The sequence below is a fragment of the Novosphingobium oxfordense genome (assembly GCF_044029435.1).
Classification (GTDB): Bacteria; Pseudomonadota; Alphaproteobacteria; order Sphingomonadales; family Sphingomonadaceae; genus Novosphingobium.
This window is the reverse complement of the sequence record NZ_CP147006.1, coordinates 57,343-69,758: the sequence shown is the minus strand read 5'-3', so window position 1 is coordinate 69,758 and position 12,416 is coordinate 57,343. Positions and strand designations below refer to the sequence as shown.

Sequence of the window (12,416 nt, the reverse complement as noted above, 5' to 3'; positions counted from 1 at the left end):
CTCATCGGCAAAGCCCGCCGCCAGCCTCGGCGCGCCCAGGTGCCTGCGGGGTGTGCCGCGCGCTTCAAGCGCCGAGGTCTTGCGGAAAAGGGATTATTGTCGGCGCTCGCAGGCGAGGCGTTCGCCCTTGCGCCATCGTGCGGGGGGCAGCCAGGTGCCGGCAAAGGCCCCTGCCTTGCGGCCTTGGGCCTCGGCGAAGGCCGCCTCATAGCGCGCGCGGCGCGCGGGATCGCGGCGAAGATACTGCGATTGCGGGATTGCAAGCCCGGCGCGGAGCAGCGTCTCGCCGAGGTCAGCGCCGCGAACGGTCACGGTGGCGACCGGACGGCCATAGGTGGATGAGGGCGTCAACGTGATGACCGCCTCGGCGTCGCGCAGAGCCCGTGCTGCGAGATCCTGCGCGGCCTTGCCGCACGACCAGCAGCCGTTCCGGCGCTCGCACATCTGCCTTGTCTCGAAGGCATCGATCCCGAGCAGGCGGATATCAACAGCGACTGTATCGCCGTCGAGCGCGCGGCCGCGCGCATGGAAGCTCTGGGCGTCCGACAGGCTGGAGCCCATAAGCAGGGCTGCAAAGACGCTTGAGAGCATGACCTTGCGACCCATCATGATACCATGACCGTCTCGACCTGCTCATAGCGGGCCGGGACCAGGGCCACGCGGTAGGGCTGGAGAAGATCGCCGGTGCGCACGACGCTGATCGGCCCGCCGCCGGCGGCGAACAGACGTGCAGCGACGCGCTCGGCATTCTGTCGGCTGCACAGGAGGTCGCGCTTGGCGGACCGGGGAAAGGGAAAAGGGAACATGATCAGATCCTTGTCTTCGCAGGAGGGACGGGAGGCAAGAGCGCTCAGGCGAAGAGGGTCTTGTGGACCTTGGTCTCCGGGACGATCGTCCAGGCCTGGTCCATGAAGCGGCCAATCCGGTAGGGCATGCGCGTCTCGGGATCGCGCAGGATGACCCGGCGGCCGATCCGGTCAACGATGAATTCTTCGCCCACATGCCCGTCGGAGAACCGGACCGGCGCGGGCAGCTTGATGCGAGCGCCGGTCTCGATCTTTCGGGAACGGCGGGCGAGCGCCTCGCGGCAGCGACGTCGCCAGTCGAGCGCATGCTCGTTTGTGGTCGGTGTCAGAAGATCGAGGATCGCGGCGGGACAGGCAGCCTCGCAGGGGCCCATATTTTCCGTCATATCCTTGTAGCCAAAATTTTCGCCGCTCGCGCTGCGCGGGTTCCACAGGACGAGGCAGACGATGGCGAAGACCTCGCCGCCAATGCCGTCGCGTGTCACCTGAGCGGCCGCATAATAGACGCGGTTTGCAGGGCAGGACGAGGCGAGCACCTTGAGGCCGCGCGTGCCGCCCTTGGGATGGTCGCGCTCATAGGTGAACTGGTCGTCGAGATAGGCTTTCGCGGTTGCGTGCCCCCCCATCGAATGGCGAGACATGGTGAGCCAACCCATGAGGGTTCTCCTTGGATGAGAGGGGATTACCAGTCGTAGACCGGCAGTTCGGCGATCGGTGCGCAGTCGCGGTCGAACTGCAGCCAGGCGGCGCCGGACGCTTCGGCGAGGTCGAGGCAGGCCTTGAGCGAGCCGGGCATATGCGCGCGGGCAGGAGATGCGACCCAGATGAACCAGCCATAATCCAGCCAGCGGTCCATGAGGATATGCGCCTGCCACAGCGCGGGGTTGAGGCGGGCCGCAAGCGGCGGCGGATAGGCGAGGATGGCGTCCAGTTCCGCCGCGACCTCGGCTGAGAGATGGGCCGTCGACAGGCAGGCCAGGATCTTGGTTTCAGGGGTCATGGCGGCCGCCTCATGCAGCCGCGGCAAGTGCGGGCGGCGGGGCGCTGCCCGCTTGCCCGGCCTCGCCGAACGCCGTCAGATAGGCGAAGGCCTGTTCGGCCTTGGACGCAGCGTGGATGATGGCGGTCTTGTCGGCCTTGAGGATGCCGAGCCAGTGGCCAACATAGCTCGCGTGGCTGTCGTGCAACTCGTTGGGGAGGCCAAGCTCGGCGCAGACCAGCCCGGCGGTGATCTCGGCGACAAGTTCCTCGAATGCGTAGGCCTTGTCGCCGAAGCGTTTGCCGAAGGTGCGCGCGAGCCGGTCGCCATGGCCGGTCCAATGCCCCGTTTCATGGACCCTAACGCTCGCATAATGGTCCATCGAGATGAAGCTCGAGCGCTTGGGCATCTGGATATAGTCGAAGGTGGGCGAGTAGAAGGCGCCGTTGCCGCCATGACGGACATCGGCGGGGATCGCCGCGAAGAAGCTGTCGATCGCCGCTTGCCGCAGAGAGGGGGACAGCGGCGTGGCCGGCACCTCGGGCGGGTAATAATAGCCGGGCAGGCCATCGATCTGGTCGGCGTTGAAGACGATGTAATGGCGCAGGAAGCGGATGCTGCGTTCCACGGCCTCACCGCTCACGGCGTCTGTCTCGGTCTTCTTGAACGAGGAATAATAGAGGGACAGGGCACCCTGCTCTCCGCGGCGGACCTGCGCGCCGAGCTCGCTCGCCTGCCGATAGGTCATCCAGTAGCGCGACCGGTAGCCGTGCATGTCGCCGAGCGCCCAAAGCAGGAGATTGTTGATCCCCGTATAGGGCGTGCCGCAGTGCCGGAGCGGCCGGCCGCCGCTGCCACTCGTGCGCCAGGGCCGGGTCCAGGGCGGTACGCCCTTTTCAAGGCGATCGATGATGATGGCGCTGATTTCGGCCGCGGCATCCCGGCCGGTTCGTGCAGGCTTGGACATGATGGAAAACTCCTCACAGACGAGACGACCACCGGCGCGAGAACACGCCGGTGGTCGCTTGCGGACAGGATTTGAGGCTCAGGCCTCGGCGGCGGCGAGTTCGTCTTCGTCGGCCTCGGCCGGCGCGGAAGCCGTCGGCCCGGCGGTCACCGCGTCACCGTCGTCGGTCTCGCTGTCATCAGCCCCGTCGCTTTCGGCCACGTCGGGGTCGCCAAACGCATCAAGGGATTCCTCTGCCTGTTCCGGCACGCGATCCAGGAAGCGCATGGCATTGGGGACCCAGGCGAGCGCCGCCTCCTTGACGTCAGGCTCGACGATCGACTCCCCGGCAAAGAGCTTTTCGCAGCTCGCGGCGATCTCGCCCTTCTTGAGCGTGGCATGGCGCGCGGTCAGGGAGCCCCCGCCGACATCGTTGAGCAGGGTGAGGATCGTGCCCTTGTTGACCCGGTCGAAGAAGTTCTCCGCGGTGGGCCGCCACCAGGCGGCGACATCGATCTCGAGGATCGAGGCGAGGCGGTTCTGCAGCGGGATTTGTTCCGCCTTGAAACCGCCCTTGGCCTCGAGCGAGACGGCGACGATATAGGCGAGCCAGGCTGCCTTGGCGTCGTCGCCGAGCGCGCGGAAGGCCTCGAACCGCTCCACGATATCGGCCGGTTCCGTCCAGGCCGCGTCGAGCCCGTCATGGGCCTCGGCGAGATACTGCCGCGCGCGGGTCACCGGCATATCACCCGAGACCGGGTCTTGCGGTGCTCCGGCCCGCAGCGTCGAGCCATAGTGGACGCTGTGGTAGCCGGTATGACGCGTGGACTGGCTGCGCGCGTCGATCATCGTGAAGAGGGCATAGTCGAGCGCGAGCGCGGGTTCGGCGAGGAGCGAAGCCGCCAGGATGTCACGGCGCTGCATGGCGAGTTCGTCGTAGAGCCGGGCGCTGAGCGGCTTGCCGCCCGGACCCACGGCTTCCTCGGGCAGGCTGGGCGCCTCCTTGTCGGCCCCGCCGATGCGGAAACCGCCTGCCAGGCGCTCGCCCTCTTCGCCGCCCTCGCCGTCGTCCTCCTCACCCTCGCCCTGCGCCTCGTCATCGATGCGCTGGATGGGCTGTTCGCTGAAGAACTGCGTGTCGAGGCGCATTTCGCCCTGCGGGGTCAGGAGGAGGAACGCGCCGACATGCGGCTTGAGCTCGTCGGGCAGCACCGGCAGCCGGTTCTCGATGGCTTCGGCCTCGGCCATCAGCGCGTCGTCCTCGCTGTCGAGTGCCTTGAACTGATCCTCGTCGAGCGCCTCGTCCTGCATCAGCTCTTCGAGCTCGCTGCGCCGCGCCTCGATCGCTTCCAGGCGCGCGGCCTGCTCGTCGGTCAGTTCGGGCGGATCGAGCATGACGCGGTAGAGATCCTGCGCGTGGTTATAGGCATAGCTGCTTGCGATCGGCCGGATCCAGGCGAGCCCGGATTCCTCGCCGATGCGCTTGGCCTCGGCTTCCATCATCTCGGCAGCGACGCCCTTGGCGATCTCGGGATCGATCCAGCGGTCGCCGCCCTCGCTGAAGAGGTCGCGATCGACCCGGCCGCCGGCGGCCGCATAGCGGTCCTCGCCGATCAGGAGCGCGATCGGTTCGTTGGATTTAAGGGCGTCGTTGGCGATGACGCGGCGGATGGAATCGGCGTTGACGTAGCTGTTCTGGCCGTAGGTGCTCCAGACATCGAGCTGCTTGTCGTGGCTTTCCGTCGAGGCATAGGCCTTGGCGATGTCGAGCGTAATCGCGCCCGAGGCCAGCGCGTCGAAGATCGGCTCGGCCAGCGAGGCCAGGCGCAGGCGGCCTTCGACGAAGCGGCGGGTCTTGCCGAAGCGTTTGGCGACCCCGTCGATGTCGGCGCCCTTGCCGATGAAATGCTCATAGGCGCGGCATTCTTCGGCGGGGGTGAGCGGCAGCTGGTGATAGGTGGCGGCGAAGGACGTTTCGCTCAGATGCGCGATGTCGCCTGTGATGACGCGCACCGGCACGTCATAGTCGGCCGCGACGATCGAACCCGCCTCGACCAGGCGCATCAGTGCGCGCCAGCGCCGTCCCCCGTCGAGCACTTCGAACGTGCCCTTGGGCTTGGCCGGGGTCACCAGCATGTTCTGCAGGATGCCGCGGGCCTCGACGTCGGGGGTGAGTTCGTCGAGACGCAGCCGGTCTTCCGAAACCTTGCGCACATTGATCGGCGAGAGGCGGAGCTTGTTGAGTTTGACGCTGTCGATCACTGGAAGTCTCCTTGATGCCCGGACCATCCCGGGACACCCTACCGACCCCCCTTCTCTTTGCAGCGGCCCCGCCGCTGGCCGTTTCGGGCGCCCGGGCTGTCCGACCGGGGGCTGCGGCCTGCGGGTGCGACAGCGATCGCCTAGGCACGCGGAACGGGGCGCCGACACCTGCCAACGACGCTGGGAACCCGGTCAAAAAAAGGAACCGGTTGGCCGCTCCCGGCCCCTCTGTTAGGGCGGGGCTGCGCTGCGCAAAGGGCAGCGCCGGACCTCGCAAGTCCGTGAACACAAGCAACTCGAAAACCATCGGTTTCCGGGCTGCCGTCGCGCATGTCCAGACCTTCGGGTTAAAGGTGACGGCGCATGTGTGTTCACATGTTGCGAGGTCCGGCGGCTCCCGCGTCCAGTGCGCGGGAGTTCGGACGACAGGCCAATCGCCCCCTCTCCCACGGTTTAATCGGGAGCTCGAGGATATGGGCATGGCAGAGACGAACAGCCGCGGCATCGCGATAGGCCTCATGCGGCAGGCGATGGTGTTTCTGGAAAAGGCCCAGGACTGGGATACGGCGGCGCGGCTGCAACATGCGCTCGATGTGGCGCTCGCGGCGCGGCCCCTCCAGCCCGGCGAAGAGCTCGATCCGCAAAGCGCCGCGCTCATCGCGGGTATTCCGCTCAGCAGCGATTAGGCCATTCGTCGGGCCTCGAGGGATTGGAAACCCTCCACCTCTTCCCTAGGAGGATCGCGGGAATTGGCGGGGCATCGCGTTGAGAAGAAACCGGATCATTTCTCCTCCACGGGAGGATCTCGACCGACTGCGCCAGCCCTTGACGCCCGGCGAGCGCGTAGTCCTCGAGTTTTTCGACGCGCATCTCGACCCGGAATGGGAGATTTATTGCCAGCCGCATCTCAACGGCCTGCGCCCCGACTTCGTTTTATTAAACCCCTCGGTGGGAATCGCCGTCTTCGAGCTAAAGGACTGGAACCTCGATGCGATGCACTATTTCGTGCCCGCCGGCGGCCGGGACCTGCACGGGCGCAAGGACGGAAAGAGCTTTTCCCTTGCGGCGCAGAACCCCGTCACCAAGGTCAATCATTACCGAGATGCGGTCTACAAGCTCTACTGCCCTCGCCTGAAGCAGAATGCCGGCTTTGCCGCAGTGACGGCTGGCGTGATTTTCCCCTTCGCCGACAGCCGGCGCGTGCGCGACCTCTTCGCCGGCTTCCTGACGCGCGATGAGAATGATCCTCTGGCGCGCTATCAACCGGTCAGCGGTCGGGTGGAGCTCGCCGCCGGCCGGATCGATTTGATCATGCCGGAATCGCAGCGCCGGCACTCGATGCTCATGCGCGAGGACATCGCGGCCGATCTGCGTGGATGGCTGGTGGAACCTGATTTCTCGGTCACGCAGCGCCAACCGCTGGAGATGGACGCAAACCAGCGGCAGCTAGCCGAGACCCGAACCGCGAGCGGCTATCGCCGGATCAAGGGGTCCGCCGGGTCCGGCAAGTCGCTCGTCCTCGCAGCGCGGGCCGCGCGCCTTGCCGATGAGGGAAAGTCGGTGCTGGTCGCGACCTTCAACATCACCCTCTGGCACTATCTGCGCGATCTCGTCGTGCGCGCGCTCAAGGTGCGCGGGGGCCACCGCAATGTCGTGTTCGTCAACTTCCACAGCTGGTGCAAGCAGGTCTGCATGGAGGTGGGGTGGAGCGAGGCCTATGACGAGCTGTGGAAGAGCGGAGACGGCGCATCGGTGATGGAAGCTGCCCTTCCCAGCCTTGTCGCTTCGGCCGCGGCCGAGGAGGACAGCCCGCGCTACGACGCGATCCTGGTCGATGAAGGGCAGGACTATCGCCCACTCTGGTGGAATACGCTGCGACGGTTTCTGCAGCCTGGCGGGGAGATGATCCTGGCGGCAGATGCCACGCAGGATGTCTATGGGACGGCCCAGGCCTGGACCAACGAGGCAATGGCGGGCGCGGGGTTTCGTGGCGCCTGGGCGCAGCTCGACGTCAGCTATCGCCTGCCGCCCGCCACCCTGCCGCTGATCCAGAGCTTCGTGACCAGCTTTCTGCCGGAAGAGGGCGTTGAGCTGCCCAGTCCGCCACAAGCATCGCTCGATCTGTTCCCAGTGTCACTGCGCTGGGTGCAGTGCACGTCGCAGCACAGAATCGAGACCTGCGTCACAGAGATCGTCGGAATGATGCGGCGGACGGGGAAGGCCCTGGCCAATGCCGATATCACCTTCCTTGCCGCCGACGCCTCGGTAGGCGCGATGGTCGTCTCTGCGCTCGCCGACCGCGACATTGCCAGCGTCGCCACCTTCGCGCCCGACATGCAGGAGCGCCGGCGCGAAAAGATGGCCTTCTACATGGGCGACGCTCGCGTGAAGGCCACGACCCTACACAGCTTCAAGGGCTGGGAATCGCCGCTCCTGGTGATCTATGTGGACGAGAATGCGGGCGAGCGGTCGCTCGCACTGGTCTATGCAGGTCTCACCCGCCTCAAGCGCCAGCAGGCGGGAAGCGCCATGACGGTGATCTGCTCGTCCGCGCTGCTGCGCGACTATGGCAGCACATGGCCGGATTTTATCGAGACAGGGCCACTCGCGACGCTTTGATCGGACGGACGGCCACATCATCCGGTAGCGGACGGCGGGGCTTATGCTATCCTAGGCCCATGGCACCAGCACGAGTGGATGCGATGGAAGCGATGCATGACAAGAGGGCGCTTGCGGTCGGCCTGATCCGCAAGGCAGTTCAGTTGCTCGAACAGGCGGGCGACAAGGCTGGCGCGGCAACGACCCAAGCGGCGCTCGCGGCCATGCTGCTGACCCAGCCCCTGGCGGGATTGGAAATCGAGCCGGATGCCGCGAGCCTGATCGTGGCTATGCCGCTCGGGCCTCTGGCCTGAGCAGCCTGCCAAAGATGTCGGCAGCGCCCTCCACCGGCACGAACACGCGCGTGCGGTAGCTGATGATCTCGGTGAAGCAGCCGAGCGATTTGAGATAGGCAAGCTGCGCGGGCGGCGCGCCCACCAGTTCGATGCGGGGCAGACCGTTCACCACGGCGCGCTTGATCGCCATCGGGAACGGCTGCGTCAGTTCGACGCTGCGACCGCCGAGCGCGGACTTGACGATATCGCCGGGCGGCAGGTTCTCGGCGCGATCGAGGCCGAGTTTGGTGTAGAGTTGCACGACATGATCGTCGAAGACGATGCGGCCGAGCCAGGACTGGCCGCTCTGGTCGGCGATGCGGTTGACGACGAGATGATCGCTCGGCAGCGCCGACCAGATCGGCAGCAGGAGCCCGGTCGCGAGCCGGATCGTCTCGGTATCGACCTGGGCCGCCGCCGCTTCGGCCTCGGCGGCCCAGAGTGCGCGGAAAGCCTCCTCGTCGATCGGTGACCAGGCGGTTTCGGCGAAATCGGCAAGGCGCATATAGTCGTTGCGGATCGGGCGCATGAGTTCGATGCGAGGGATAGGCGTGCCGTCCTTCTCTTCCATATGGGCGCGGGCCTTCACTTGCAGTGCGACCAGGCCGGACTTGGCATTGCGCAGGAAGGCGTGGCGGGGATCACTTTCGGCGATGCGCAGGATGCGCTCGAGCGAGACAGGCGTCTTGCGGCGCGCCACCTCGATGGTGAGGAGGTGGGAGGTCGCGCCGCTGACCGGATCGGTGCGCAGGATCGTGTCGTCGATGATCGTCGCGGTATCGACGAGCATGGTCTCCACGCCGACGTCGAGCCGCCCCGCTTCGCGCGCGGCCTGTACCCGGGTTTCGACGAGGGCGAGAAACTCCTCGAAGATCCGGTTCTGCAGCCCGATCGGGAGCGCAAGCAACCGGTTGAGCCAGCGCTGGATCGGCGGCAGCTCGTCCTTCAGCACGCCGTCCTTGTCGGTGAGCTCGAGGCCGGTGCGCTCCTCGAACTCGGCGAGCGTGGTGCTCTTGAGCTTGCCCAGGTGCAGGAGGTGGAACCAGCTCGTCAGCGCCGCGCAGGCGTAGCTGCTTTCCAGATTGTCGGCGGGGTCGAAGAGATTCTGTCCTCCGGTCTGGCGTTGCCCCCGGGTCAGCGCGCCCAACGTGTCCAGGCGCCGAGCGATGGTGCTGGTGAAGCGCAGCTCGCCCTTGCAGTCGGTGGTTACCGGCCGGAACAGGGGCGTGCAGGCCTGATGCGTGCGATGGGTGCGCCCCAGACCCTGGATCGCCCGGTCGGCCCGCCAGCCGGGTTCGAGCAGGAGATGGGCCCGCTGCTCCTGGTTCACCGCATCGAGGCTCGCATGATAGGAGCGGCCAGTCCCGCCCGCGTCGCTGAAGATGAGGATGCGCTTGAGGCCGCCCATGAAGGCGGCGGCCTCGGCCTGGCTGGTTCGGGTCGAGCGGGTCTCGAGCTTCTGGCGCCCGTCGCTCGCCTGGATCAGCCGCTTTGTGCGTCCCGTGATCTCGGCGACATTGTCATGGCCGAAATGATTGAGCAGCCCGTCGAGCGCGGAGGTAATCGGCGGCAGCGCGCAAAGCTGCTCGATGAGATTGACGCGCGCCGCGAGCGCCTGCGGATTATAGACCGGATTGCCGTTCTCGTCGTCCATCGGCACCGAGCGCTCGGCACCGGTGTCGTCGGTGAAGACGCGCATTTGCCGGGTCGGAAAGGCGCGTTCGAGATAGTCGATGACATATTCGCGCGGGCTCAGGTCGATATCGAGTTCGGCGCGCTCATCCGGGGCGAGCTGGCCCAGGCGGCGGTCGAGGATGGACTCGGCCGTGGTGACAAGCTGCATGACCACCGACTTGCCTTCGGCGAGATGCTGCTCGGCGGCCGCGATCACGGTCGGCAATTTCATCGACAGGAGCACCTGTCCGAAGAAGCGCTGCTTGGTCGACTCGAAGCGCGAGCGCGCCGAGGCCTTGGCGCCGCTGTTGAGCGTATTGCCTTCGAGGCCGTCAACGACGCCGGTCAGCTCGAGGGCGGCCTCCATGTTGCGATGGATGATCGCCCAGGCATCGGCATAGATGTCGTAGATCTCGATCTGCGCCGGGGTCAGCTCGTGCTTCAATATGTCATATTCGACCCCGGCAAAGCTCAGGGCGCGGGCGAGATAAAGGCCGCTGGCCTTGAGATCGCGGGCGACCAGTTCCATCGCGGCAATGCCGCCCTGCCGGATCGAGGAGATGAACTGCTCGCGATCGGGGAAGGAGGTTTCCGGGCCCCAGAGCCCGAGCCGGACCGCATAGGCAAGATTGTTGATGTCCGAGGCGCCCGTGGCCGAAGCGTAGCCGACGCGCGCACCGGGCAGATGGTTCTGGAGGAGCACGCCGCAGATGCCCTGCTGCGAGCCGGCTTTGGCGCCAAGAGCCCCCTCCCCGCCGGCGACGCCGCCCATCTCGTGCGCTTCGTCGAAGAAGATGACGCCCTCGAAATCCTCGCCCGCCCAGTCGAGGATCTGCTTGAGCCGGCTATGATCGCCGCGCGCCGAGCGCAGGGTCGGATAGGTGACAAACAGGACGCCCTGCTCGAGCGTGATGGGCTCGTCGATCTTCCAGTTGCCGACCGGCTGGACATCGGCCGAGACGCCGCCGAGCGCGGTCCAGTCGCGCCGCGCATCTTCGAGCAGCGGCTCGTTCTTGGTGACCCAGATGTTGCGCCGCTGGCCCTGCAGCCAGTTGTCGAGGATGCAGGCGGCGACCTGCCGGCCCTTGCCGGCCCCGGTGCCGTCGCCCAGGAAAAAGCCCTTGCGATAGGTCCGCCCGTCCTCGGCGAGGACGAGCCCGGCGCCCTCCTTGTCCGGCTTGAAGCGGCCCGGGAGGGTCTGCGACCAGGCATGGCCTGCATAGACGACCGTTTCGAGCTGGGAGGCGGAGAGCAGGCGTTCTGACACAGTGCGCTCGGGCAGTCGGGGCACATAGTGTGGGATAGGAGCGGCGATCGATCCCATCGCGACGGATTCGACGAGTGCGGTCGGGTGCTCGCCCGCTTTGTCGAATACGATGCGGCTCGGCCGATAGGGCAGATAGACACCGGTCTGCTCCAGCAGCGGTGCCGGGGCTTCGAGGCGCTCATAATCGACCGGGAGAACGTCGTTGCGCGCCGGTGCGAAATAGGCGCGCGGCTTGACCGAAGCGCTCTTGACCGCGCGGAAGAGCGAGATGCCTTTGGCGGGCACCGGTGCCGCGCGGACGGGTGCTGTAATGACAGGCGGCGCGGCACGCGGCGGCACGGTGAGGACCGCGGCCAGTTCTTCGACCGACGCGCGCTGGATGACGGCGGGCGGCGCGTTCCCCGCGACCTTATCGATGACGAAGACCCGCACGGCGATGCTCGTACCATGCTTGGTGTAGCATTTCTCGAGCCGCAGCGACGTTCGCACGCTCGCCTCGCGCAGCACGGTTTCGAAATGGTCGCGCATGCGCGCATTGGGGCCAAACCAGTCGGGCATGATCGCCACCAGGCGTCCACCCGGGGCAAGGTGGCGCAGTGCCGCCTGGAGGTGCCGCACAGCGGCCAGGTCGTCGGCGCCGCGGCCCAGCGAGCGCGAGAAGGGCGGGTTCATCAGGATGATGCTCGGCCGCTCTTGCCGGACCATGAGCGACCCGATCGCGGCGCCGTCATACCCGGTGATCAGGGCTTCGGGGAACAGGGCCGCCAGCCGCGATCGCCGCGTGGGATCGAGTTCGTTGAGTTGGAGCGACCGATGATCTCCGAGCTGTGCGACGAGAAGGCCATTGCCTGCGCTGGGTTCGAGCACCACGTCCTGCGGCCCGACGTCGGCGAGCAGCACCGCGAGCGCCGCGATATCGGCGGGCGTTGAGAATTGCTGCCAGGCGATCTGCGCTTCGCTGCGCACGGTCTGGGTCGGCAGGCGCTGAACGAGCGCATGGGCCTGCGTCACGTCGGCGAAGCTCTCGAGAGCATAGGGCTTCTCGCGCAGATAGAGGGCCGTTGCGTGCTCCAGGAGTTCGAAGCTGTCGCGCTGTGTCCAGCGGCCATCGGCGTCGTTGCCGCCAAAGGCGCTCGTCATCGCTTCGTTGAGCTGGCGGCGGGTGATGGGCGCCCCCCTGCGCAGCAGGAGAAGCAGGGCCTGGGCAGCAAGGCGGTCGGATGCGCCGGCGGCGGCGAAGAGATCGGACATGAGGGTATGCTCCTGTGAAAGCTGCCCCTTCGGCAGCATCACAATTCCGATCCCCCTTCCCTTTTCCGGGCCGCGCCGCGCCGGGATGGTGATGGTCATCCGGCGCCCTCCGGGACGTCGCTCGGCCTCGCTATGGCCCCCTGCGCGAGACCATTCGCTCTCAGAGCTAGACTGCGCGCCGAACGCGCATTTCCCCTGCATGTTGAACGGCGCATGTCGCTCTTGCAGGTAGCGTGATCCGCAATATGAAGGCCGGGCCGGTCGATGGCCGCTGCTGCTTTAGGGCCCTAACAACGGA

At 66.6% G+C, this 12,416-nt stretch carries 10 protein-coding genes; 3 read left to right on the top strand and 7 right to left on the bottom strand.

From position 1 onward, the window contains the following. Positions 1-93: 93 nt before the first annotated feature. From WBP07_RS19135 to WBP07_RS19110, 6 genes are all read right to left on the bottom strand, one after another. A complete protein-coding gene (locus WBP07_RS19135; RefSeq protein ID WP_048939589.1) occupies positions 94-609 on the bottom strand; it encodes a thermonuclease family protein in 516 nt (171 codons plus the stop codon). Next, positions 606-806, bottom strand: coding sequence for a hypothetical protein (locus WBP07_RS19130; protein ID WP_041380157.1), 201 nt, complete (start codon positions 804-806; stop codon positions 606-608). The genes WBP07_RS19135 and WBP07_RS19130 overlap by 4 nt, the downstream gene beginning before the upstream one ends. Positions 807-850: 44 nt before the next feature. Next, complete coding sequence (locus WBP07_RS19125) at positions 851-1,462, bottom strand: DUF6927 domain-containing protein (RefSeq protein ID WP_048939588.1); 612 nt, start codon at positions 1,460-1,462, stop codon at positions 851-853. A gap of 26 nt (positions 1,463-1,488) precedes the next feature. Next, complete coding sequence (locus WBP07_RS19120) at positions 1,489-1,806, bottom strand: hypothetical protein (protein ID WP_048939587.1); 318 nt, start codon at positions 1,804-1,806, stop codon at positions 1,489-1,491. Positions 1,807-1,816: 10 nt separating this feature from the next. Beyond that, a complete protein-coding gene (locus tag WBP07_RS19115) occupies positions 1,817-2,752 on the bottom strand; it encodes an ArdC family protein (protein WP_048939586.1) in 936 nt (311 codons plus the stop codon). A 78-nt stretch (positions 2,753-2,830) separates the two neighbouring features. Then, positions 2,831-4,993, bottom strand: a complete 2,163-nt coding sequence (locus tag WBP07_RS19110; RefSeq protein WP_107917700.1) for a ParB/RepB/Spo0J family partition protein — start codon at positions 4,991-4,993, stop codon at positions 2,831-2,833. A gap of 479 nt (positions 4,994-5,472) precedes the next feature. On the opposite strand from WBP07_RS19110, the gene WBP07_RS19105 reads away from it, so the two are divergent. The 3 genes from WBP07_RS19105 (at position 5,473) to WBP07_RS19095 (ending at position 7,905) form a co-directional block, all read left to right on the top strand. Then, positions 5,473-5,679 carry a hypothetical protein gene (locus tag WBP07_RS19105; RefSeq protein ID WP_395395910.1) on the top strand — a complete coding sequence of 69 codons (207 nt, stop codon included), beginning with the start codon at positions 5,473-5,475 and terminating at the stop codon, positions 5,677-5,679. Positions 5,680-5,818: 139 nt separating this feature from the next. Next, entirely contained in the window at positions 5,819-7,612 is a 1,794-nt protein-coding gene (locus WBP07_RS19100; protein ID WP_395395909.1) for a UvrD-helicase domain-containing protein, read from the top strand. Positions 7,613-7,686: 74 nt separating this feature from the next. Then, on the top strand, positions 7,687-7,905 hold the full coding sequence (locus WBP07_RS19095) for a hypothetical protein (RefSeq protein WP_395395908.1): 219 nt from the start codon (positions 7,687-7,689) through the stop codon (positions 7,903-7,905). Here the strand turns inward: WBP07_RS19095 and WBP07_RS19090 are convergent. Then, positions 7,880-12,118 carry a strawberry notch-like NTP hydrolase domain-containing protein gene (locus WBP07_RS19090; protein WP_395395926.1) on the bottom strand — a complete coding sequence of 1,413 codons (4,239 nt, stop codon included), beginning with the start codon at positions 12,116-12,118 and terminating at the stop codon, positions 7,880-7,882. The two genes, WBP07_RS19095 and WBP07_RS19090, sit on opposite strands and share 26 nt — an antisense overlap. Positions 12,119-12,416 lie beyond the last annotated feature (298 nt).